This window comes from Burkholderia sp. WSM2230 (assembly GCF_000472445.1).
In the GTDB taxonomy this organism is placed as follows: Bacteria; Pseudomonadota; Gammaproteobacteria; order Burkholderiales; family Burkholderiaceae; genus Paraburkholderia.
Genome location: NZ_AXAJ01000005.1, coordinates 79,479 through 102,988, shown reverse-complemented (window position 1 = coordinate 102,988; position 23,510 = coordinate 79,479). Strand labels below are relative to the sequence as shown.

General features: G+C 64.6%; 20 protein-coding genes. 10 read left to right on the top strand and 10 right to left on the bottom strand.

Going from position 1 to position 23,510, the window contains the following annotated elements; translation table 11 throughout:
* Window positions 1-71: 71 nt before the first annotated feature.
* On the bottom strand, window positions 72-989 hold the full coding sequence (locus tag A3AC_RS0112340) for an AraC family transcriptional regulator (protein WP_025599179.1): 918 nt from the start codon (window positions 987-989) through the stop codon (window positions 72-74).
* A 177-nt stretch (window positions 990-1,166) separates the two neighbouring features.
* On the opposite strand from A3AC_RS0112340, the gene A3AC_RS0112335 reads away from it, so the two are divergent.
* The 3 genes from A3AC_RS0112335 to A3AC_RS0112320 all read left to right on the top strand — a co-directional run bounded on the left by A3AC_RS0112335 (window position 1,167) and on the right by A3AC_RS0112320 (window position 3,288).
* Window positions 1,167-2,078, top strand: a complete 912-nt coding sequence (locus tag A3AC_RS0112335) for a DMT family transporter (protein WP_025599177.1) — start codon at window positions 1,167-1,169, stop codon at window positions 2,076-2,078.
* A 226-nt stretch (window positions 2,079-2,304) separates the two neighbouring features.
* A complete protein-coding gene (locus tag A3AC_RS0112325) occupies window positions 2,305-2,562 on the top strand; it encodes a hypothetical protein (protein ID WP_025599175.1) in 258 nt (85 codons plus the stop codon).
* A gap of 126 nt (window positions 2,563-2,688) precedes the next feature.
* Window positions 2,689-3,288, top strand: coding sequence for a LysE family translocator (locus tag A3AC_RS0112320; RefSeq protein ID WP_025599174.1), 600 nt, complete (start codon window positions 2,689-2,691; stop codon window positions 3,286-3,288).
* 171 nt (window positions 3,289-3,459) lie between these two features.
* Here A3AC_RS0112320 and A3AC_RS0112310 read toward each other — a convergent pair whose 3' ends face one another.
* The 7 genes from A3AC_RS0112310 to A3AC_RS0112280 form a co-directional block, all read right to left on the bottom strand.
* The gene (locus A3AC_RS0112310; protein ID WP_025599173.1) at window positions 3,460-4,719 is read right to left on the bottom strand and encodes a winged helix-turn-helix domain-containing protein; all 1,260 of its coding nucleotides are present in this window, start codon (window positions 4,717-4,719) and stop codon (window positions 3,460-3,462) included.
* A gap of 334 nt (window positions 4,720-5,053) precedes the next feature.
* Window positions 5,054-5,329, bottom strand: a complete 276-nt coding sequence (locus A3AC_RS0112305) for a hypothetical protein (protein WP_025599172.1) — start codon at window positions 5,327-5,329, stop codon at window positions 5,054-5,056.
* A 286-nt stretch (window positions 5,330-5,615) separates the two neighbouring features.
* On the bottom strand, window positions 5,616-7,331 hold the full coding sequence (locus tag A3AC_RS0112300) for an FAD-dependent oxidoreductase (RefSeq protein WP_025599171.1): 1,716 nt from the start codon (window positions 7,329-7,331) through the stop codon (window positions 5,616-5,618).
* Between the two features lie 85 nt (window positions 7,332-7,416).
* Window positions 7,417-8,409 carry a DedA family protein/thiosulfate sulfurtransferase GlpE gene (locus A3AC_RS0112295; protein WP_025599169.1) on the bottom strand — a complete coding sequence of 331 codons (993 nt, stop codon included), beginning with the start codon at window positions 8,407-8,409 and terminating at the stop codon, window positions 7,417-7,419.
* A 344-nt stretch (window positions 8,410-8,753) separates the two neighbouring features.
* Complete coding sequence (locus A3AC_RS0112290) at window positions 8,754-9,005, bottom strand: hypothetical protein (protein WP_025599168.1); 252 nt, start codon at window positions 9,003-9,005, stop codon at window positions 8,754-8,756.
* 342 nt (window positions 9,006-9,347) lie between these two features.
* The gene (locus A3AC_RS0112285) at window positions 9,348-9,950 is read right to left on the bottom strand and encodes a DinB family protein (protein ID WP_025599167.1); all 603 of its coding nucleotides are present in this window, start codon (window positions 9,948-9,950) and stop codon (window positions 9,348-9,350) included.
* 231 nt (window positions 9,951-10,181) lie between these two features.
* Window positions 10,182-11,891 carry a methyl-accepting chemotaxis protein gene (locus tag A3AC_RS0112280; RefSeq protein WP_025599166.1) on the bottom strand — a complete coding sequence of 570 codons (1,710 nt, stop codon included), beginning with the start codon at window positions 11,889-11,891 and terminating at the stop codon, window positions 10,182-10,184.
* Window positions 11,892-12,183: 292 nt separating this feature from the next.
* On the opposite strand from A3AC_RS0112280, the gene A3AC_RS0112275 reads away from it, so the two are divergent.
* Complete coding sequence (locus A3AC_RS0112275) at window positions 12,184-15,822, top strand: response regulator (protein WP_025599165.1); 3,639 nt, start codon at window positions 12,184-12,186, stop codon at window positions 15,820-15,822.
* Between the two features lie 22 nt (window positions 15,823-15,844).
* Here A3AC_RS0112275 and A3AC_RS0112270 read toward each other — a convergent pair whose 3' ends face one another.
* Together A3AC_RS0112270 and A3AC_RS0112265 are read right to left on the bottom strand one after the other, a co-directional pair.
* Window positions 15,845-16,246 carry a RidA family protein gene (locus tag A3AC_RS0112270; protein ID WP_025599164.1) on the bottom strand — a complete coding sequence of 134 codons (402 nt, stop codon included), beginning with the start codon at window positions 16,244-16,246 and terminating at the stop codon, window positions 15,845-15,847.
* 104 nt (window positions 16,247-16,350) lie between these two features.
* Complete coding sequence (locus A3AC_RS0112265; protein ID WP_025599162.1) at window positions 16,351-17,751, bottom strand: GntP family permease; 1,401 nt, start codon at window positions 17,749-17,751, stop codon at window positions 16,351-16,353.
* 327 nt (window positions 17,752-18,078) lie between these two features.
* On the opposite strand from A3AC_RS0112265, the gene A3AC_RS0112260 reads away from it, so the two are divergent.
* From A3AC_RS0112260 to fae, 6 genes are all read left to right on the top strand, one after another.
* Window positions 18,079-19,557, top strand: a complete 1,479-nt coding sequence (locus A3AC_RS0112260; protein WP_025599161.1) for a sigma-54 interaction domain-containing protein — start codon at window positions 18,079-18,081, stop codon at window positions 19,555-19,557.
* An 88-nt stretch (window positions 19,558-19,645) separates the two neighbouring features.
* The gene (locus A3AC_RS0112255) at window positions 19,646-19,906 is read left to right on the top strand and encodes a hypothetical protein (RefSeq protein ID WP_025599159.1); all 261 of its coding nucleotides are present in this window, start codon (window positions 19,646-19,648) and stop codon (window positions 19,904-19,906) included.
* Between the two features lie 545 nt (window positions 19,907-20,451).
* On the top strand, window positions 20,452-20,655 hold the full coding sequence (locus A3AC_RS0112250) for a hypothetical protein (RefSeq protein WP_013342132.1): 204 nt from the start codon (window positions 20,452-20,454) through the stop codon (window positions 20,653-20,655).
* 65 nt (window positions 20,656-20,720) lie between these two features.
* The gene (locus tag A3AC_RS0112245) at window positions 20,721-21,920 is read left to right on the top strand and encodes a serine hydrolase domain-containing protein (RefSeq protein WP_025599157.1); all 1,200 of its coding nucleotides are present in this window, start codon (window positions 20,721-20,723) and stop codon (window positions 21,918-21,920) included.
* Between the two features lie 129 nt (window positions 21,921-22,049).
* The gene (locus A3AC_RS0112240) at window positions 22,050-22,340 is read left to right on the top strand and encodes an H-NS histone family protein (RefSeq protein ID WP_025599156.1); all 291 of its coding nucleotides are present in this window, start codon (window positions 22,050-22,052) and stop codon (window positions 22,338-22,340) included.
* A 632-nt stretch (window positions 22,341-22,972) separates the two neighbouring features.
* Window positions 22,973-23,497 carry a formaldehyde-activating enzyme gene (fae, locus tag A3AC_RS0112235; RefSeq protein ID WP_025599155.1) on the top strand — a complete coding sequence of 175 codons (525 nt, stop codon included), beginning with the start codon at window positions 22,973-22,975 and terminating at the stop codon, window positions 23,495-23,497.
* Window positions 23,498-23,510 lie beyond the last annotated feature (13 nt).

Sequence of the window (23,510 nt, the reverse complement as noted above, 5' to 3'; positions counted from 1 at the left end):
TGGCTCGCGCATACTGGTCGCATCTCGCCGGGCATGTCGACCACGCATGCGCGTCATGCGACAAACTTCGCCTAGCGTACCGCCACTGCCTGCCGATACGCGCCCGGCGACACGCCCACGCCTTCGCGAAACCGGTGGCTGAAATGACTGGCGTTCGCATAGCCGCATAGCCCGGCGACCTGCGCGAGCGGCAGCGCGGTGGTGCGCAACAGCGTGCGCGCGCGTTCGAGGCGCTGCTGCGCGATCCAGGCAGCGGGCGGCAATCCGAACGACGTGCGGAACATCCGCGCGAGATGAAACTCCGACAACGCGGCCACGTTCGCCAGTTCGCCGAGTGTGAGCGGCTCGGCGAGATGGTCCTCGATGTAATCGCGCAGGCGCCGCCGCGTCGCCACCGACAACCCGCCCTTTAGCGCGACGCCGCGTCGCACGCCTTGCGCACGCAGCAGCAGACTCAGCACTTCATGCGCGGTTTCGTTGGTGCGCAGCAGCCCGTCGGCATCGTCCCAATGCTCGTTCGCAAGCGACTGACACAATCCGGCGATATGCGCGTCTTCGAAATACGTGCGATCGGCGAGCGTCAGCTCGCGCGGTTCGCGGTCGAGTTCCTGCACGGCGCGCTGCGTGAAGTGTTCGGGCAGAAAATACAGGTGCATGAAATGCATGTGCCCGCGCACCCACCAGCGCGATTCGTGATCGCCCGGCAATGCGCACAGCCGTGACGGCGCGCCGTAACGCCCCGGCACTTTCTGACGCTCCGTGCGATAGCCGCCGTCCAGATAGCACGACAGCGTGTGGTGGCCAGGCCGCTCGTAGACGGTTTCCGCGACCTCGGTGTCGCGCGTCCAGACGGCAATTGCCAGGCCGTCGCCGAGCCATGCGAAGCGGTCGAGATTCGCGTTTGAGCTGCTCAGCGTGTGACACACCGACTGAATGCCGAACGGCGTTTCAGTGGTGTCGGTCACGGGGATGGGCGCGCTCGTGTTCACGTAACTGGCTTCGCGGGTGTCATTCTTGCGGGAGATAAGCGCGAGTATACGGCTCGCCACGCGTCACGACACGCGCGGCGGCGATGCGCGCCGAAAAAATGCGCAATCCTGGACAAGTCTCGCGAGCCGCGCTGCGCCATAGTGCAACTCCCGTACTCGCTGTATGCAGGCTTGACCATGAATCTGTTCCTCTATGCCATTACCGTGCTGATCTGGGGCACCACGTGGATCGCGATCAAATGGCAGCTGGGCGCGGTGCCGCCGCCGGTGTCGATCGCGTGGCGCTTCTGGATCGCTGCATTGGTGCTGTTCGCGCTGTTGCGCATCATGCGCCGGCCGATGTGGCCGCCGCGCGCCGCCTGGCGCTTTCTGGTCGCGCAAGGGCTTGCGCTCTTCTGCGTCAACTTTCTGTGCTTCTACTATGCTGAGCAGGTGGTGCCGAGCGGGCTCGTCGCCGTGGTGTTCTCCACGGCGCCGCTTCTGAATTCGATCAACGGACGGCTATTCATGGGCCGCCCACTGCAGCCTTCAGCGATTGCCGGTGCGATGCTCGGGCTCGTCGGCATTGTTTGTCTTTTCGTTCAGCAGATGAGCGGGCATCTCGGCGATCACGCGGCATGGCTCGGGCTTGGCATCGCGTTTCTCGGCACGCTGTGTTTTTCAGCGGGCAATCTGCTGTCGAGCCGCATGCAATCCATGGGCTTGCATCCGTTCGCAACGAATAGCTGGGCGATGCTCATCGGCGCGAGCGTGCTGACGGTGGGCAGCGCGTTGGCCGGGTTCCCGTTTGCGATCGAGCCTTCCGCGCGTTACCTCGGCGCGCTCGCGTATCTCGCGGTGTTCGGCTCGGTAATCGGCTTTACCGCGTATCTGATGCTCGTCGGGCGCATCGGCCCCGAGCGCGCGGCTTATTCGACGGTGCTCTTTCCCATCGTGGCGCTCGCGGTGTCGACGGTTTTCGAAGGCTACCAATGGTCCGCGTTGGCGGTGATCGGCTTGCTGCTGGTGGTGGCCGGCAATCTCGTCGCCTTCGACATGACCCGGCGGATCTTCGGGCGGCGTAGCCATTGCACGAACATGAAGGCGTAAAGCGCGCGCTCAGGAGCGCAATGGGTGAGCTTTTCCGGGAGCGTCGCAAATGTCGCTGTCGCGGATGTCGCGAATGCCGGCAGTGTCGCCGTCGCGCATGGCTGGGGCGGCGATTGCGCCGGCGCGACTCGCGCGGATCACGAATGGACGGCAACGCCTGATCGGTATATAACAAACGTGAAAGGATGGCTCGTTTATCGACGCTTTAACGGGGAGATGCATCATCATGACGCAAGACGTAACGCCAAAGCCGCCCACGGGCGACCGGCCCGATCTGGAAAACCTCGACGCGGCGCTGAGTCACGTGGATCAGCAGGTGTCATCCGGCAGCATTGCGTCGGGTGCCGCGAAGGGCATTCTGTACAGCCTGATAGAAACGCTAGGCACCTTGGTCGGCGATCCCGACTTGCCCGAGCATGCGCGTTCGGGCTACGAAGGGCTGCTCGAAGCCGCTCGCGAAATGCGCGCGAAGCTGGATCACTGAGCGGCGCGCGCGGCTGTCCGCTTAAGCATTGACGATTGCGATTGGTCATCGCGGCTGGTTTCCTGCGCGGGGCGAGTCGTCTTCTGTGATAAAAAGGCGCACCGTTTTCCACCTTGCGCCTTTTCCATGTTCTCTGCGTCCGCTATCGCGCTGTTCGCCGTCGGCATTGTCGTCGTGCTGATCACGCCGGGTCCTACCAATACATTGCTTGCGTCTGCCGGGCTGCGCCAGGGCGTGCGGCGCTCGCTGCCGCTCGTCGCCGCGGAGCTCGCCGGCTATCTCGTCGCCATTTCCGTGTGGGGACGTTTTCTCGCGCAGGCCGCGCATGCGCTGCCGTGGCTGCCTGCGTTGCTGCGGGTGGCGGCGGGCTTGTACATTGCGTGGCTTGCCGTCGATATGTGGCGCGCAGCTGTCGCGCTGCCCGACTCCACGCAGAAAGCGAACGGCATACGCAGACTGTTCATCGCGACGCTGCTCAATCCCAAAGCGCTGCTGTTCGCCGGCACGATCTTTCCGGCTGACGCTTTCGCACATTGGCCGGCGTATCTCGTGGCTATGCTGCTATTCGCCTGCCTGCTCGTGCCGATTGCGCTTGCGTGGATCGCGTTCGGCGCAGCGCTCGGCAGCGGCAGGCTCGGCTGGCTCGATCCGGCGAAGATTCAGCGGGGCGCGTCGGTTGTGCTCGGGGTGTTTTCGCTGTCGCTTGCATGGTCGGCGTTGCATTGATTGAATACGTGGCTGTGGCTGTGGCTGTGGCTGTGGCTGTGGCTGTGGCTGTGGCTGTGGCTGTGGCCGTGGCCGTGGCTGTGGCCGTGGCCGTGGCCGTGGCCGTGGCGGTGGCGGTGGCTTTGGCTGTGACCGTGGCGGTGACCGTGGCCGCCCCCGCCGTGGCCATGGCTAGGCTTCCACGTCTGCGTTGGCGTTCGCGTTCGCACTCGCGTCAACGTCCGCGCTCGTGCGGAGCGCCTCCAGCCATTCCGGCGCCGCCGACGTGATCTGCAATTGCGGCGTGCCGTGCCAATCCGCGCACCGTTGCAACGCCCGCCGCAAATCGCCACCGAGCCGTGCGCTAGGGCGCACGCCCGCTTCCATATGCACGGATTTCAACTCGAAGATGCCCTGCGCGCGGTGCGCCTTGGCATCGACGCGGCCGACCAGACGCCCGCGACTCAACAGCGGCAGCACGAAGTAGCCGTATTTGCGCTTCGCTGCCGGCGTATAGCACTCGATTGCATAGTCGAAGTCGAACAGCGCGGCTGCGCGCTTGCGATCCCACACGACGGGGTCGAACGGTGACAGCACGGTCGTCACCGTCGACGCGAGTTTGCCGCTCGCGGCGTCGTCGAGCAGTGGCGCTAGCTCGCGATGCACGAACGTGTCCTGCTTCCAGCCAGGAACCTGCACCGCAATCAGTTCGCCCTGGTCGGCCAGCGCAAGTAGTTCATCGCGATACGGGCGGCGCGGCAGCCGATAGTAGTCCGCCACCCAGTCGGCCCGCACGACACCCAGCGCGCGGCAGGTGCGGCGCAGCAGTTCGTCGGCGACCACATGCGGCGGCGGCAGGTCGCGAGCGTCGTTCCAGTGCGGCAACACGCGTTCGGTGACATCGTAGACGCGCTGGAAATTGCGCCGCTCGGCCACCATCAGTTGCCCGATTGCGAACAGTACTTCGAGGTGACGCTTCTCCGGCTTCCAGTCCCACCAGCCGTTGCCCGTGCCCGACTCGCGCGCGAAATCCGCCGAGCGAACTGAGCCGGTCGCGCGAATGTGCCCGAGCAGCCTGTCGATCTCCCGGCGATGCTTGTCGTGCCAGTCGGCCGCGTATTTCCAGCCCATGCCGCTCGGGTCCAGCATGCGATGGCGCAGCAGACCGTAGTCTTCGATCGGCACGAAACAGGCTTCATGCGACCAGTACTCGAAGAGTTTGCCTTCGGCGAGATGCTCGTCCAGCCATTGCTGCGGATAGGCGCCGAGCCGGCTGAACAGCACGAGATAGGGGCTGCGCGCGACCACGTGAATCGTGTCGATCTGCAATTGCGCCATGCGCCGGATCGCGCCGATCACGTCGGCTTTGGTGGCCTTGCGGCGCGGCGGCGACAGCAGTCCTTGTGCGGCCAGATGAAGTGTGCGGGCGGCGGAAAGCGGAAGGGTCTTCACGCGGGCGTCGTTGAGTAAGTGACTGCGATGATGCGGGCAGGCAACCTGGCTGGATCAGCAGACGCTACTGTAGCGTGAATGCGGTGAGGCGGTGAGGCGGTGAGGCGGTGGGGCGGTGGGGCGGAGCAACGGAGCAGTGGAGCAGTGGAGCAACGCAGCAACGCAGCCGCAACAGCGGAGCAACGGCCCAACGGCCCAACGGCACCACGGCACCACGGCACCACGGCACCACGGCACCACGGCACCACGGCACCACGGCACCACGGCGAGCCCGGCCGAAGGGACGCGATCCACAAACCGCAGGCAAGCAGCCGCCTCTTCCGCTTGCAACGACTTACCAGCCGCGTCCGTGATGCTTGTCCCAGCCGCGATGACGCCCATGGTCGTGATGCCAGCGGCGCTCCCGGTAGTAGTCGTCGCGATAGCCGTAACCGTAGACCGGCTGAGGCGCATAGACGACGGGCGGCGGCGCGTACATGACCGGCGGCGCGGCGTAGATCGGGCCCGGCGTGTTGACGAACACGCCGACGTCGACGCGAGCGAAGGCAGCAGTCGATGCGCAGGCGGCGACAAGTCCCAAGGCGACGATGACGTTCGCGCGTGTGTTCATGCTTCTCTCCTGTGTCCCAGCCAGACGATGGCTGTTTCGATGGTCAGCATTCGCTGTCGAATTGCTGACGTTCATATTACGAGACAGAAAGAAAAGCAGGTGCAACGAGTTGCAGGTGTGTGTAACAGCGCATTACCCTGGATGCCGCGCTCCAGGGCGCACGGATCGGCAGCGTTTGCGGCGGACCGCCGCCGCCGCGCCGGCGCCAGCATTAGCACCAGCAGCAGCGGCGGCCCAAGCCCAAGCTCAGACCCAAGCCCAAGCCCAAGCCCAAGCCCACGCAAACTCAAGCCACGGAGGCGACCGCTTCTTCGGCGGAAAGTGCCAGCAACTGATGGATCTGCGCAACCACGGCCGCGCCTTCGCCGACCGCCGCCGCCACGCGTTTGGTCGAGCCCGCGCGCGCGTCGCCGATCGCGTACACGCCTTTCACCGTGGTCGCGAGATCGCAAGCCGAAGCGCCCTCCGCCCGGCTGCCAGTCAGCACGAAGCCCTTTTCGTCGAGCTCGACGCCGCAGGTGCGCAGCCAGTCGGTGTTCGGGTCCGCGCCGGTGAAAAGGAACAGGTGCCGCGTGTCGATATGGTCGGTGCCGTCGGGTAACGGCTTTTTCAGAGCGACCGCCGCGAGCCCGCTTTCGTCCGCGACAAGCTGGCCGACTTCCGAATTCGGATGCACGACGACATTCGGCAGCGAGCGGATGCGGTCGATCAGATAGCGCGACATGGTGGCCTCGAAGCCGCTGCGCCGGATCAGCACGTGGACCTTCGCCGCGTGCGTCGCCAGATAGACGATGGCCTGGCCGGCCGAATTGCCGCCGCCCACCAGCACGACTTCCTGTCGCTTGCACAGCTTTGCCTCGACAGGCGACGCCCAGTAGTACACGCCGCGTCCGTCGAAACGATCGAGCCCTTCGAGCGCGGGGCGCCGGTACACCGCGCCGCTCGCGATCACGATGGTGCGAGCGCTGACATGGCCGCCGCATTTCAGTTCGAGGCGGTAGGGCGCATCGCCGCAATGCAGCGCCTTCACGTTAACCGGAATCGCGACATGCGCGCCGAACTTCTGCGCCTGCACGAACGCGCGCCCCGCCAGTGCCTGACCGGAGATGCCGGTCGGAAAGCCGAGATAGTTTTCGATTCGCGAGCTCGCGCCTGCCTGGCCGCCGGGCGCGCGGCTGTCCAGCACGATCACCGAAAGGCCTTCCGACGCCGCGTACACGGCAGTGGCAAGCCCGGCCGGTCCCGCGCCGACTATCGCGACGTCGTACACAATCGAGTCGTTGAGATCCGGCAGCAGACCCAGCGCGGTGGCCAGTTCCGGGATGCTCGGATGACGCAGCACCGAGCCGTCCGGGCAGATTACGAGCGGCATGTCTCCGTCCTGCGCGCCGAATTGCTCGACGAGACGCAGCGCGTCCTCGTCGCATTCGTCGATGGTGGAGTGCGGATGGCCGTTGCGCGACAGAAAGCCTTGCAGCATGACGAGCCGCGCGTCGGTACTGCTGCCGATCAGGATCGGCCCGCCCGCGCCCTTTTCAATCAGCGAGACGCGCCGCAGAATCAGCGCGCGCATGATGCGCTCGCCGAGTTCGGCTTCTGCTACAAGCAGCGCGCGCAGCTTTTCAGGGGGAATCAGAAGCGCTTCGACATGGCTGAGCGCCATGCCGCTGACGAGCGCATGGCGCCCCGACAGTTGACCGACCTCGGCAAGGAAATGCCCCGGTCCGTGTTCGCCGATCACGACTTCGCGGCCGATACCGTCGCGCTGATAGATTTTCACACGCCCTTCGAGCAGCACGAACATGCCGGGACCGGTGTGGCCCGTCTCGAACAGCAACTCGCCGGACTGCCATTTGCCCACTTCGCCGAATCTGCGCACGCGCTCGATTTCCGCCGCGGTGAGCGCGGGGAACATCTGGTGCATGCGAGTGGACAGATTGGAAAAAGGCGCGTCGGCGACTACGGCCTCAGGCTGTACTTCGGGTTCTGCAGTGGAAAGCATCGAACCGCTCCTTCGGTGTTCATTGATTGACTGAACGAAGGCGCGACCGCGCACGTCCGGCAGCGCGAACAGAGGCGCCGCGGCGTCAAACCGCTTTGGGCGCGATATGCTCGACGGCGGCCTCGGGCGGCGGCATGCCGGGCAGGGCCTCGACGGGCCAGCCGGAGTCGCGCCAGGCTTCCATGCCGCCGCGCAAGGGCAGCACGTCGTCAAAGCCTGCTTCGTTCAACTGCTTGGCCATCCATGCGGCCGAGATTTCGTTGGGACACGAACAGTAGATCACCATTTTCTGATTGCGCGGATAAGTGGCGACGATCTGCTCCAGTTGCCGCTCGTCGGCGAATTGCGAGCCCGGAATCACGAACGGATCGAGCTTGCGTTTCTCGTTCGAGCGAATGTCGAACAGCACCGGCGTCTTGCCCGCCGAGACCAGCGCGGCGAGTTCGTCCACTTCCATGCGCGCGGACGCGAGCTTGTTGATCAACTGACGACGGCGAATCCAGCGGTACGCCGCATACAACAGCAACAGTGCGACCGCGACAGCGCCGGCCGTGCGCCCCAGCCGCCCGGCGGCTGCGAACACCATGTCGATCTGGTGCGCGAACAACGCGCCGACGATGAGCCCGGTGCCCGACCACAACGCGGCGCCAATGCCGTCGTAAGTGAGAAACGTGCGATAGCGCGTGCCCATGGCGCCCGCCATCGGAATCGACACGATCGACAAGCCGGGGACGAACTTGGCGACGGCCAGCACGCGCACGCCCCAACGCCCGAAGAAACGCTCGGTTTTCTTGACGCACGTGTCACGCGACAGCGACAGCCGGCAGATCGTTTTCAGTGTATTGCCGCCGTACACGCGGCCGGCCAGATACCACGCGCTGTCGCCGATCAGCGTGGCGAATATGGAGAGCACCAGCACCGGCAGCAATTGCGTGCCGACGGAGCCCGGATGCATCGCAGCCATCGCGCCGAACAACACAAGCGACGGCATGGCCGGCACGGGCAGGCCGATGGAGGCGGCGAGCACGTTGGCAAAAATGAGCGCCGGGCCGTATTGCTCGACGAGATCATGTAGCATCGACTTACATCCGCGGCCTTTTCAGGCACGGCGCGCAGTAGGAAAGCAAAGGAGAATGGAGCGATTATGGACCATTTTCAAGGCATGCAAAGCCCTTGAAACACAGCGGTTATTCGGGGTCGCGAGGCGAGCGCCGGACGTTCGACGGCTGAAGCCCGCTGGTCGCGAACAGCTATGCAGCGCGGCCCGAACTGAATGAAAAACGATTGAGGCTCACGAACCCGCAATAGAGGCGGCGAGTGAAGACAACGGAAGCGGCGCACATGGGAGTGAGCGGTTCACGCCGCGCCCCGCTCGCCGCACCGGCCGCGCTCGCGGCACGGCGCAGCCTACGCCTGTTGCCCTTACTGACGATGATTGTGCTGCTCGCCCGGCAACTCCGCGCCGTGCGCGCGAATCGCCGCAATCAGCTCGGCCGGCGTGATCTCGTAGCGCACTTCCCGATGTATGCCTGGCTTGCGCTCATCGACTTCGATCAGCAGGATGCCTTTGCCGTCGTCTGTCGACTCGAGGCGCAGCGTGCGCAGTTCGCGCCCGGTTGCGTCGTCGTATTCGGTGAGCAGGGCCATTGACCCGGAGGACCCGGTAGTGCGCATCGAAGTTGTCCTTGTTCCGTTGTTGATCGAATCATTGTACGGGCAGCATGCCGCGCCGTCTGTCGCGCAATGCTGACGCTTGAGCGATTGTCCGACGCCGCGACGAGGTCCGTCACCGCAATGAGTTTAACGCGACTCCTCGCGACGACGGCTGCATTTTTCCTGCCCCGTCGCGGTGCAGCCGTTATCGGGAACTGTCACGCGCGTGACGCGCGGTCGGGTTAGGCGCAGTGGGCAAGCGTGCGTACGTGATCGGCAAATGCGCCCGGATGCATCGAGCACACGCACAGAACATGCGGCGCGCATCGCGGCGCCCTGCATGGTGTTTCTCGCGGCGCCCTGCTATTGCGGGCTGTTGCGCGCTTCGCGCATGCGTTCCAGTTCCCGCATCTCCGGGGCGCGCAAGGGCGCGTCGCCGTCGAGGAAAAATTCGTCCAGTTGCGGCGGCGCGATTGCTGTGCCGCTCAACATCGCATGCGCTTGCCCGCGATGGTGAATCTGATGTACGAACAGATGCGGCAGCACCTTGCCGACGCTCTCGTGTTGCACGCCGACCGCAGGACCTCGGTCGATCCGCACTTCGCGCTGCAGGTCGTTGCATGTGAGGGACTCGCAGAAGGTGAGCAGCTCGTGATCGCTGTGCGCCTGAGCTTCCCACAGTTGCGCCGCACGCGGATACGGCACTTCGTCGTCGAAAATCGCAAGGCCCTGGCCGCCGCCGACGAGTGCGTCGAAGTAGTAGCGATCCACCAGCAAGATGTGATTCAACGTGAGTTGCAACGATGGAAAGAAGCTCACCCTGCGCGCGGCGAACCCTTCGTCGGTCAGACCCAGACAAGCGCGATAAAGGCGCAGGTTCGACCACGCATTGTTGCGCGCCATCGCGGTGAAATGCGCACACAAGGCATCGCGCGGCGCGGCGCCTCGCGAGTCGAAAGAAATCATGTCGGCCTCCGTGGATGCTGCGGCGTATGAATCGGCGAGCACGAGTTTGCGCGCATAAACCGACGCACTCGGGACAGCATAGTGCCCGCGAAAAAAAACGGCCCGTCTGCCTGGACGGGCCGCTAAACGCCGTTGTTACTCGGGTCAGTCTGCCCTTGCATCATTAGGCACTGACGCTTGCATCCTGAGGCGTCAATACATTGCTGTCGAGGTGGGAGTAATGCCGATCTATCAGACCAATGCGTCCTCGTCTTGCCGGGCAACCGGAGCATCGTGAGCGTCACGCGCAGGCTGCCGGACTGCGATTGCCGACTTCGCCTCATGTCCGGCATCGGCGGAAGCGCGGCGACGCGCCGGCGCCACGGCGCGCGAGGCCGACGCCGCGTCCGCCACGGTGAACAGACGCACGGCCTCGCTCAGCACATCGGCTTGCGCGGCAAGACGCTGCGCCGTGGCCGCCGCCTGCTCTACGAGCGCGGCATTCTGCTGGGTCGCGCCATCCAGATGCGAAACCGCCTGGTTCACCTGGCGAATCCCCTCGGCCTGTTCGCTGCTCGCGTTCGCCACTTCGACGATGATCGACGACACGCGTTCGACCGCTTCGTCGATGGCACGCATTTGCGACGTGGTGCGCGTGACCAGTTCGGTGCCCGCCGCGACTTCGGCGGCGCTTGCCTCGACCACCGACTTGATCTCCTTCGACGACGCCGCGCAACGTTGCGCGAGCATCCGCACTTCGCCCGCGACCACCGCGAACGAGCGGCCTGCTTCGCCGGCGCGCGCCGCTTCGACGGCGGCGTTCAGCGCAAGAATGTTGGTCTGAAAAGCGATGCCGTCGATCACGCCGGTAATGTCAGCGATGCGCCGCGAGGCCGCCGTGATGCCGGCCATGGTCTGCTCGACGTGGCCGGCGATCCTGCCGCCCTCGGCAGCGGCGGCCTGTGCGTCTTTCGCGAGGTCCAGCGCCCGCACGCTGGCGTCTGCGTTCGCCTGCACGGTGGTGGTCAACTCCTCCATCGTCGCGGCGGTCTCCTCGAGCGAAGCCGCCTGCAATTCCGTGCGACGCGCCAGATCTGCGTTGCCGCTCGAAATTTCCCGCGCGTTGTCGAGCATGCCGTTGATCTGCTCACGCACGTCGTAGACGATCGCAGCGAGGTTGGCCTTCAACTGATTGAGTGCTTGCAGTACGTCGCCCAGATCGTCGTGACGCGCGACTTCCAGATCGACGGTGAGATCGCCGGCGGCGAGGCGCGTGGCGAAGCCGCGCATGTCGCGCACCGGCGCGGCGATGTGCTTTGTCAGCAAGCGCCATGAGATGAAACTGACGGCGCTCGCCGCGGCGAATGCAATCCAGAACGGCGCGGGCGGCGCGCCTTGCCATGCGGCGAGGCCGGCTGCGGCGAGCGCGAGCGGGGTGAGCGCATAGCCGGTGGCGGCGCGCGTCGCGACGGGCAGACGCGTCAGCGCCTGCAGACGCCCACGCAACCCCGTGCGCACGACGACCCCGCGCAGGAGTTCGACGCCGCGCGCTTCGCCCGCGCGCATGCGTGCGTACAAGGCTTCGGCGGCGCGCACCGCTTCGCGCGCGGGCTTCACGCGTACGCTCAGATAGCCGACCACGACGCCTTGCTTGACCACCGGCGTGACGTTCGCATGAACCCAGTAATAGTCGCCGTTCTTGCGGCGATTCTTGACGAGTGCAGTCCATGGACGCCCATCGCGAATCGTCGCCCACATATCCGCGAAGGCTTCGCGCGGCATGTCCGGATGGCGGATCAGATTGTGCGGCTGGCCGATGAGCTCGTCGTGGGCATAGCCCGACACGGCGACAAAGGCCGGGTTGCAGTACTCGATGCGGCCGGTCAGGTCGGTCGCCGAAACAAGCATTTGTGACGAGGGGAATTCGTACTCGTGCCCGGTGACAGGCTGGTTATTGCGCATGGCTTTCCTTGCTGTGCTCTCGCCGCGCAATGCGCGCGGTCTTACATCGTTGCAAGGAATAACGGCAATAGCCCTAAGATCTTGAGGGTTTCCCACTAATCCACTCAGGTTTATGCGGCTTTGCGCCGTTAATACAGGGTTCGGGTGAGTTGGGTGAGTGGCCGCTTTAAAAGTGCCGGATGCGTCGCGCGATACCTTCAAAACGACTACACTGCGCCGATATAGGCCAGCAGACGTGGTTCGCCGGAAATCGCAGCGGTCTGCCTGCGGGAACCGCAACATACTTGAGCCGATGCAGAAAATCCTTGATCGCACTCAAGAGTCACTCGCTCAAGCGTTTGCCTCGCTCGCAAAAAATGCGAAGCGCCAGCAGCGGGTTTATCTCGCGACAATCGGCTTCCTGATGCTGATGGTGGTGGTTTTTGCGCTGGTGCTGGCGGTGGTCGCAGCGCTCAAGCAGCTCGAATACCGCCGCACGTACGCTGCGCAGAATGCCACCGACCTGGCGCTGCTCCTGCATCGCGAAGAGTCGTTCCTGCGGCGCGCGGAATTCACCCTCGACTATTACTACAGCGCGACCGAAGTGCGGCGCGCGCCCGAAGCGGTCGAGCGCTCCATCACGCAGACCGGCGTGGCGCGCGGCAAGGTGGACCGGATCGACGCGGACTTCGACATGCTGGTCGGACCGGCCGCGCGCGCCGCATGGGGTACGCAATCCGGCGACAAACTCGGGCGGCTTTATGAAGCGGCGCAATCCACGCTGGTGACGCAGCAGGCGTTCGAACTCGCGCAGCGCGCGACGCTGATTGGTCTCGATGACGATTACGCCGTGCTTCTGCCTTCGCTCGCGGGTTCCGCAACCGATGCATCGGCCAAGGCGACATCCTCGACTTCCACGCCGCAGGTGGACGTCATCGCCACGCTGCGCGAGGCGATCGAGCGCGAACTGCAGGCGCAAACGGGCAAGCGCCTGCCGGGCAAAGGTGAGCGCGTGTGGGTCGGGCCGTATCGCGAGCCGCTGCACAACACGCAGGTGATCTCCGCGGTGAGCGTGTACTACGAAGCAAACACGCCCATTGCGCTGATCAGCGCGAGCATTCCGCTCGAAGTGCTCGCCGCGCGCATCGCGCCGCCGGGCGGTGCGGGCACTACGCTGCTAATGGCGCCTGACCGCCGCATCCTCGTGTCTTCGGCTGCGCTCGACGCGCAAACCAGCGCCATGCTGCAACGAACGGTGGCCGCAACCCCGCCGCGCGTGTTCCACTTCGGCCCCGAAGGGGTGATTTTCCACGAGCCGTTGATGCCCGGCTTCGGCTCGCTTGTCGGCTATGTGCCGTGGGGCGCGCTGGCGGTGGCGCTCGGCTGGCAACTCGGCGTGATCGGCGGTCTCGCACTGGTCGTGCTGCTGGCGATTGCGCTGACCGCGCGCCTCTTCGGACTGCGGCTTCTGCGCAATGCGTTCGCCGAGACTTCGCGCGCGTTGGAAAGCGAGACGCTCAATCACATTCTTGTGAGCGCCACGCCGATCGGGCTTTGCATCGTCCGGCGAAGCGACTATTCCATATTGACCGCGAACGAGCTCGCCATCGAACTGCTGCGTGTCGAGCCGGGCACGAGCCGCCTGCCGCCGCATATTGCCGCCGAGTTTCTCGCCGAAGCGCCGCAGCAGGCCTCGGCTGCGGCGTTCGCGCGGGTTGCCGCTTTTGTCGCGCCGGCTGCGCCAATGCAGCCGCCGCAGCCAGTGCAGTCAGTGGAGCCGACGCCTGCCGCGTTGGGGCATCCACAAGACGCTTCCGCGTCGGCTGAAGCAGGCGCTGCGCCTGCCCAATATCTGCAGTTCACCTACGCGCCCGCTCGCTATGCCGGCGAGGACGTGCTGTTCTGTGCGATTCTCGACGTGACCGCGCAGCACACGCTCGAACAGCAGTTGCGGCAAGCGCAGCAGACCTCGGAAGCGATGATGCGCGCTCGCACGAATTTCTTTGCGGCGATGAGCCACGAAATCCGCACGCCTTTGAATGCGCTGCTCGGCAATCTTGAACTGTTCGCGCGAACGCCCGGGCTCGAAGCGCATACGCAGCGGCTCGCCAGTCTGAACGTGGCCGGCGATGCGTTGCGCCGCGTCGTCAACGACATTCTCGATTTCTCCAAAATCGACGCGGGCGAAATGCTCCTCGTGCGCGCGCCGTTTGCTCTGCTCGACGCGTTCGAGAACATCGCGCTTTCGTATGCGTCCATGGCGGGCGAGCGCCCGGTGCGCTTCTATTCGCTGCTTTCGCCGACGCTCGACCGGACCGTCATCGGCGACAGAATGCGCATCGCGCAGGTGATCAACAATCTGTTGAGCAATGCGTTCAAGTTCACGTCGAGCGGCAAGATCACGCTGCAGGCGGAAGTCGCCGGCAATGCGCAGGGTCAGCCGGTTCTGCATTGCCGCGTTTCCGATTCGGGGCCCGGCATGAGCGACGAACTGGTCGCGCGATTGTTCAAGCCGTTCGTGCAAGGCGAGGCGGGCGCGTCGCGCGGCGCGGAAAGCACCGGCCTCGGGCTCGTGATCTGCGCGCGCCTGTGCGACTTGATGGGCGGCGCGATTTCGGCGGACAGCGTGGTGGGCGTGGGCAGCGTGTTCAATGTATCCATTCCGCTCGCCGCGCCGCCCGACGACAAGCCGACGCCGCCGCGGCGTGCGGAACGCGGACCTCTCCTCGCGCTGTTTCACGATCGACAGGTCGTCGATCTGCTCGCCCGCTGGCTCGAACATTTCGGCTGGACCGCACACGTCGTGTCCACGCTGGCGGACGCACAGGCGTGGTTGCGGAGCAACCGTCCAAAGGCGCTGATTGTGTCCGGCACATACGATCTGGATACGATTGCTGGCTTGCGCGCGTTGCAGCCGGTGAGCGCCGTGTGGATCACGCGGGACGGGCCGCATCGGCCGCAAGCGCGCGGCGACGGTGTGCTTGAGGTGACCGAATTCAGCGGGACGGCCGTTCACACGGCCATCGAGCTGGCCGCCCAGGGCGTGGGCGTTGCCGCCGCGTCGTCTGCGGCACCGAACGGCGCGCCCGTCGCGATGCCTGCGCTAGCGGCGCATCCGGAGTTGCAAGGGCTCGCGGTTCTCGTCGCTGAAGACAATCCGCTGATACAAAGCCTGATCGCCGAACAGCTTGCCACGCTGGGTTGCCTGCCGACCATCGCGGCGGACGGTGAGCAGGCGCTCGGCCTCTTTCGAACGACGCGGTTTGATGTCGTGCTCACCGATATCCACATGCCCGCCATGGACGGCCACGCACTGTTCGCCGCGCTTCGTAAGGTCGACGCGCACGTGCCGGTGCTTGCGTTCAGCGCGGTCGCCGAAAATCACGAGGCGCAGAGCTGGCTCGAGCGTGGCTTTAGCGGTCATGTGTCGAAGCCCGCTTCGTTGAGCGAACTGGAGGCTGCGATGCTTGCCGTAGCGCCTGCGGTGGAAGATCGGGCGGCGCAGGCCACCGCCGCAGCGGCTGGAGCCATGCACGCCGCTGCGCCCGGAGCCATGCACACCGCTGCGCCCGAGCCGATGCCCACGCCCACAGGCGCTCTGGCCGCCACGCCCGCCACGCCCGCCACCGCCGCCGCCGCAAAACCCACCCCGCTCCCCGCGGACGACAAAGCCCGCTACACAGCCATGCTCAAGGAGCATTTGCGAAACGATCTGCCGCGGCTTCTGGCCATCGTCGACGAAGAAGACCGGCAGGCGCTGGCCGGCTGGGCGCATAGCGCGACCGGCGCGTTTGTCATCGTGCAGGAGCCGAGGTTCGTCGAAGAATGCAGGCAATTGCAGCGGCTATGCAACGACAGCGAACACTGGACCACCGAAATGGACGAGCGCGCCATTTCGCTGCACGACGCCTTGTGCGACCACTACGGCATGGACGAAGAGTCGGCGCATTGAGCCTGAGCGCCGACGCCTGCGCTCAGCCAGGGCGTCGTGCGATGAAGTCGATTTCCACCAGCGCGTCGCGCGCCAATGCGGTTACGCCGATGCAGGTTCGCGCTGGCAGAGCGTCGGCGGGAAAGTAAACGCGGTAGATGTCGTTCATTGCCGCGTAGTCGCGCTTGAACTCGGTCAGGAAAATGCGGGCGGCGACCACGTGTTGCAGTCCGAGATCGAGGCCATTCAGCACGAGCACGAGGTTGTCCATCACGCGCCTCGTCTGCGCGACCACGCCTTCGGGAAGCGGCGCGGCGTCGTCAGTAGGTGAGGTCGGCATCTGGCCGGTGAGGAACACCCAGCCGTCGGCTTCAGTGGCGTGGGAAAATGGACCGACCGGCGTGGGAGCGCCGGGGATCATCCAGAAAGCGGGGGTTGGGCTCATGGAGCTGGCACCTCACGGCTGCGAGTGTCGGGTTGACACGATAACCGATCAAAAGTCGCAATGCCGGCGGGGCGGCCGGCATCGTCAAACCCCCAAACCCGCGCTTAGACCAGCCCGGTCGTGTAATAGACGGCGATCACGAAGAACACCGCCAGCGTCTTGATGACAGTGACCGCGAAGATGTCGCGATACGACTGACGGTGCGTGAGCCCGGTCACGGCCAGCAACGTGATCACCGCGCCGTTGTGCGGCAGCGTGTCCATGCCTCCACTAGCCATTGCGACCACGCGGTGCAGTACTTCCATCGGAATATGCGCGGCCTCGGCGCCCTTGATGAACACGTCCGACATGGCCGCGAGCGCGATGCTCATGCCGCCCGATGCCGAACCCGTAATGCCCGCCAGCGAACTGACCGACACCGCTGCGTTGACGAGCGGATTCGGAATGCTTTTCAGCGCGTCGCTGACCACGAGGAAGCCGGGCAACGCGGCGATAACGCCGCCAAAACCGTATTCCGACGCCGTATTGAGCGACGCCAGCAGCGCGCCCGCCACCGCGGCCTTGGTGCCGATTGCAAAGCGCTCGCGCACGCGGCGGAAGGCCGTCAGCAGGACCAGGATGATGCCGAGCAACAGCGCGCCTTCAACAGCCCAAATGGCAACGACGGTTTTGATCGTCGTGGTGAGCGGCGTGTGCACGCCGGGCAGGATGTCCGGCGCGACGGTGTACGAAGTGCCGTAGGCGGTCGGAATCCAGCGGGTCAGCGCGAAGTTCGCGACGCCCACCAGCACGAGCGGCGCGATGGCCAGCAACGGATGCGGCAGTTGCTTCGACTCGACGCGCTCCGGCTCGTTGACGAGTTCGGTGCCATAGCCTTCGCCGGCTGCCATCGCGGCGCGGCGGCGCCATTCGAGATAGCTCAGACCCACTACGATGATAAACAGCGAACCGATCACGCCGAGCGCGGGCGCCGCCCATGACGTCGTCTTGAAGAACGTGGTCGGGATGATGTTCTGGATCTGCGGCGTGCCCGGCAGCGAATCCATCGTGAACGAGAACGCGCCGAGTGCGATGGCGCCCGGCATCAGCCGCTTGGGAATATTGCTCTGCCGATACAGCTCGGCGGCGAACGGATAGACCGCGAACACCACCACAAACAGCGAGACGCCGCCGTAGGTGAGCAGCGCGCACACCGCGACGATCACCGCATTGGCGCGCGAGCGGCCAATGTAGCGAATCGCGGCGGCCACGATGGACTCCGAGAAGCCGGACAGTTCGATGACCTTACCGAACACGGCGCCCAGCAGAAACACCGGGAAATACAGTTTGACGAAGCCGACCATCTTCTCCATGAAGATGCCGGTGAACACCGGCGCGACGGCGGCCGGATCGACCAGAAGGACGGCGGCGAGCGCGGCGATTGGCGCGAAGAGAATAACGCTGTAGCCGCGATACGCGGCGAACATCAGAAACGCCAGCGCGGCAAGGACGATGACAAAGGACATTGAGTCTCCAGAAGCTTGGTTTGTTCTACGTGTGCGCCGTCTCCAGCTAGCGACGGCATGGCGCCCCGCGGACGCAGGTTCCATGCCATGCGGCCCGCAACGGCTAACGCGCGGGGCGCGGCGGGCCAAAGCGGATAAAACCGGAAGACGGGGTGCCGCTGATTGTACCGAAACGTCTCCAAACGGGGACGCGAATCGTGCGATGTTTGTTCCGGTCAGGGTAAAACCCTTGTCATACGAGCTTGTGTGTGATCTCTGCATTGAGATAAGCTTGTCTACGATAAGAGACAGGCGGCAACTAGAACGACAGGTGGAGACAGCGACAAGATGATGAACGACTGGGCGGGCCTTCCCGCCACCTACAGCGACGTCCTGCGCCGCGCAATGGATTCGCTTTTCCGCACCTTCGAAAACTTCAGCGAAGGCACGTTCATAGTCGACGCCGAAGCGCGCGTCGTGTGGATCAACAAGCGTTATGCGGCGCGCTTCGGCTTTGCCGACCCCGAGCAGGCAATCGGCCGCGATTGCGAAGCGGTGATTCCAAACAGCCTGATGCGCGAGGTCGTGAAAACCGGCAGGCCAATTCTGCTCGACATTCTTGAAACGGATCGCGAGCCGCTTGTCGTCACGCGTCTGCCGCTGAAGGACGACGCCGGCGAGACGGTCGGCGCCGTCGGTTTCGCGCTGTTCGACGAGCTCAAGGCACTTACACCGCTTTTTTCGCACTACTCGCGCGTGCAGGAAGAGTTGATCGCGACGCGGCAGTCGCTTGCCCAGGCTCGCCGTGCCAAATACACGTTCGGCAGTTTTGTCGGCACCAGCGCGGCCAGTCTGGAAGTGAAGCGCCAGGCGCGCCGCGCGGCTCAACTGGAATCGCCTGTGCTTCTGCTCGGCGAAACCGGCACCGGCAAGGAACTGCTCGCGCATGCGATTCACGGCGGCTCGGCACGCGCGAACCAGCCCCTCGTCACCGTGAACGTCGCGGCGATCCCGGACACCTTGCTGGAAGTCGAGTTTTTCGGCGCCGCGCCTGGCGCGTACACGGGCGCGGACCGCAAGGGGCGGGTCGGCAAGTTCGAGCTGGCCAACGGCGGCACGCTTTTTCTCGATGAGATCGGCGATATGCCGTTGCCATTGCAGGGCAAGCTGCTGCGCGTGTTGCAGGACAAGGAGTTCGAGCCGCTCGGCTCGAACCGCATCGTGCGCGCGGATGTGCGGATCATCGCCGCGACCTCGGCGGATTTGCCCGCGCTCGTCGCGGCGGGACGCTTTCGCGCGGATCTGTTTTATCGCCTGAACGTGCTGACCATTCACGCGCCGCCTCTGCGCGAGCGCGCTTCCGACATCGAGGCGCTCGCGTACGCAATGCTCGAGGATCTGTCGACCCAGACACGCAGCGGCAGCCACTACGAATTGCAGGACGACGCATTGCGCCTCCTGTGCGCGTATGCATGGCCTGGCAATGTGCGGGAACTGCGCAATACGCTGGAGCGCGCCGTCATGCTATCGGACAGCGAGCGGATCGACGCGCGCGCGCTCGCGCCCTTCATCGGTTCGGGGCATGCAAGCGGCGGACTCGGCGCGCAGCTTCCCGCGCCGGCCGGAAAGCCGCTGGCGGCTGCCGTAACCGGCGATCCGGCGCCGCAGCCGTCGTCATGGAGCGATGCGATGGCGGCGTTCGAAAAACGCTTTCTGAGCGATGCGCTGCGCGTGAACGGCGGCCGCGTGATCGAGACGGCCGCGCAGATCGGCATGGGGCGCGCGACGCTCTACAAGAAGATCGCGGCGCACGGCATCCAGGTTTGAGCGAAGCCGTTCTGCCGTGGGTCGCGCAGTGTAATAGTCGCGTGGCACAATCGCGTGATCGAAAAACAAGACGTGATCGGGGTTTCACATGAACTGGAGCTTCTCTTTCCTTGCGCGCCGTGCCTACGCGATGCTGGCAGTCGCGGCGGGCGTAACGCTCGCCGGCTGCAGCAGCAGCGCGCCGCTTTTTCTGTCGGACGGCCGTCCGACTACGCTGGTGGAATGCCCTGCAGGTTCCGACTCCTGCACGCAGCAGGCCGCCGCAAGCTGCGGCGGCGCGTTCGACACCGTCCGCCGTTCCACGAACAACGGCACGCTTAGCCTGATCTACGCCTGCCGAACCAGGTAACTAAGCCAATGGGCTGTGCCATGCGCACGCGACCGTACAGCCACCGTCTCCTTCGAAGTCCGAAGCGGCCGCTTCCGGTTCCGGTAGCGGCATCCATACAGAATTGCGGCCCGATCCGTGCGCCCCGTTGAGCCTCGTTGCGCCCCGTGAGTGGCACGGATGCCGCATTTCCACAAGTGCACGAGCGTCATAAAGATGTGCGTCTAATGCGGGCTGACACGAAAAGCGCCGGCAATGCGCGTTGCATATTAAAAGTGACGCCCGCGATTTACTCCGAACGGATCGACATCAATAAAAAGTCACGGTATTTTTTCGCACTGGAGTGAAGTCGGTGCGCCAGGCAACGGAACGTGAAATTCCGCGGCAGTATTCTATTTTCACAGGTTCGCTAGCGCATGCGATAAGCAGCTTTTGCCGGACAAAGGAGACCACCGGTAAAAGTCGAGAAGAACTTGCCGATCCGAAAAACTGTGCCGTTTAAACGGCACAGTTTGTGCTCCTAGATTGCGTTTCGAATTAAGTCAACGAGTATTCCGGGGAAAAGAATGAATCATCACCAACTCGAAAAAGACATCCAACATCTCGAACACGTCATTTCGCACATTTCCGCTGAAGACCGAATACCGCTGTCGTATTGGCGTAATCGCATCGACTCTGTTTCCGGCGCGGTTCGCATGCCGACGCAGGTCAATCGCATCAAGCGTCTGAATGCCGCGCTCGCAGCGCTGGAAGAGCGGCAAAAAGACTGACGCGCGCGCGGGCCGCTGCTTTATCGCCTTCCAACGACCACGCCACGCCGGGACACACCATCGACATGCAAGCAGCGGGATTTTCTTCGGCTCGGCTCGCGGCCCTGACGAGGACTTTGCAGGGCTATGTCGAGCGGGGCGATGTAGCCGGCGTGGTGGCGCTCGTCTGGCGGCGCGGCGCAACCGGTTACTTCGAGGCGCTCGGCTTGCGCGACGAAGCGGCACGATTGCCGATGGAGCGTGACACGCTGTTTCGCATTGCGTCGATGACGAAACCGGTGACGAGCGCGGCCATCCTCATGCTGGTCGAAGAAGACCGGCTTGCGCTCGACACGCCGATCGCGCAATGGCTGCCGGAACTCGCCGGGCCACGCGTGTTGCGCGACCCGGGCGGCCCGCTCGACGAAACCGATCCGGTGCGAACGCCGCTGACCGTACTGGACCTGCTGACGCATCGCGCGGGCTTTGCTTATCACTTCACCGCCACTGGGCCGCTGGCGCAGGCGTACGCGGCCGCGTTCAACGGCCTGGACGCACACGGCGACGTGGACGTCTGGCTCGCGCGCATCGCCGAATTGCCGTTGATGTTTCAGCCCGGCTCGCGCTGGCATTACGGCATTGCCACCGACGTGCTCGGCGCCCTGATTACCAGAGTGACCGGCATGCCGCTGGGCGAGTTTTTCCGCACGCGGATTTTCGAGCCGCTCGGCATGCGCGACACCGCTTTCTGGGTGCCCGAGCCGCAGCTCGCCCGGCTTGCCACTGCGTATGGCGTGGATGCCGGCACGCGGCGGCGCGTTGTGGAGGATCACGCGTCGTCGAGCCGGTGGGCAAACCCGGCGCGTTTTCAGAGCGGCGGCGGCGGGCTTGTTTCCACCGCACAGGACTATCTGCAATTCGCGCAGTTACTGTTGCGGCGCGGACGCGTCGGCGACACGCGCCTGCTGTCGCATCGCTCGGTCGATCTGATGCGCTCCAACTTCCTGACGCGGGACCAGCGCCGTCTGCCGGCATTCGGTCATGTAATGTGGGCGGGACAGGGGTTCGGCCTCGGCCTGTCCGTCGTCGACGATCCGGCGCAGCAGTTGCCGCAAGGTTATCGTTCGGTTGGCTCGTTCGGCTGGCCCGGCGCTTTCGGCACAAGCTGGTTCGCGGATCCGGTGGAAGATCTGATCGGACTCATGCTGATCCAGCGCCGTTCAATTGAGCCGTTTCCCATGGCAGTCGAGTTCGAGCGTCGCGTGTACGATGCAATCGACGATTGAATGCGCGCGTCCCGTCCGCCTGGCTGCCGGTGTTTCCGGCGCCGCAACTTGACGGGCTCTCTATCCGGCGTTTTATTTGTCTGATAGCGTCCGCAGTTCGGTTCGCCACAATCATTCGGAGCATCTGTCATGGCCTCATACAAGCAGTTGACCGCTCAGCTGGAAAAGCTTCACAAGGAGGTGGCGGCGGCCCGCGAAAAGGAGATCGCGCAGGCGATTGCCGACATCAAGCAGAAGATCGCCGAATACGATCTGACTGCCGAGGAACTGGGCTTTGCGAAAACTCTCCCGGCGGCGCGCAAAGGCGCCACGGTCGCCAAGTATCGCAATCCGAAGACCGGCCAGACGTGGAGCGGCCGTGGCCGCTCGCCGGCATGGCTCGCCGGCAAGAATCGCGATCGTTATCTGATTGAAGTCTAGGGTGCGGCGGCGGCGCGCCTTTTCGTGCGAGCGCGTTCCGTGACGCGCGATGCGCATCTTTGAAGTGATGCTGCGAGCGGTTCTTTTCGCACCGCTCAGCATGTCCCGAAAACGCTCACCTTTCGAGTTGGTCCGCTGTGGTGGTGATTGGTCAGAACCCGCGGCTCAGACGTTGCGCGTTTGCTTCGGTGAACCTGGTTTCGACGCCGCGCGCACCGAACGCGTGGTGAGAATAGTGAAGGCCTGGCGCCTCACCCATGCGCCGCCAACCCGCGCCGGCCTTTGCTGGCGGGCATTCCCAGGCTGTGCGAAGAATCGCATGAGGGTCCACGCACCCAAGTTCTTCGCTTGAAGATATGCGCCCGCATCGGACCGACGCGGCCCCGCAGGTGCGCTAAGCACTTCGCTCAGGCTCACCTTTCGCTGTCCTGCTCACCTCGCTGCGGCAAGTCCCGAAAACGCTCACCTTTGCACGCGTCGCGATCCGCAACGGACTGCTCCGCTCTCGCGGCGCTCGTCGGGAGAAACCCGGAGTTGAGTTCGCCTCATACCCTGGATCAAAACTCATCGATACATGGTGGCAGGCGCTGAACGCCACAATCCGTCATCGCATTCAACTCGACGGAAGGACCATGAGCGTATCGGCAGACAAACAACTTTTTATCGGCGAAGGATTCGAAGGCCCGGGCGTGAACCTCGCTCATATCAACGTGCTGGTCGGCCCGCGCAACGGTCCGGCGGGGCAGGCCTTCGCGACGGCGCTCGCGACGCCCTCGGCCGGTCACGCGCCGTTCGTCGTCATTGCACGCCCGGGTGTGCCGACCAAACCGCTGACGCTTTATGTGAACAAGGCGCAGATCGGCAGCGAGTTCCACGGCAACGCGACGTGGGGCGCCTCGCAAGCGGGCATCGCGAAGGCGGTGGCCGAGTCGTTGGAGAACGGCACGTTGCCGCCGGAAGCGGAGAACGATTGGGTGGTCGTGTCGGCGAACTGGGTCAACCCGGCCACCGACGACCTGGACGCGGTCTACGAAAACAACTACCGCGCGTGCAGAAACGCAATTCTCGCGGCGATGAAAGGCCTGCCGCAGCGCGACGAAGTGTTCGCGGCCGCACGCGACGTCTCGAATCCCTTCTACACACCGAAACAACGCTGATTGCCGCGTCGGC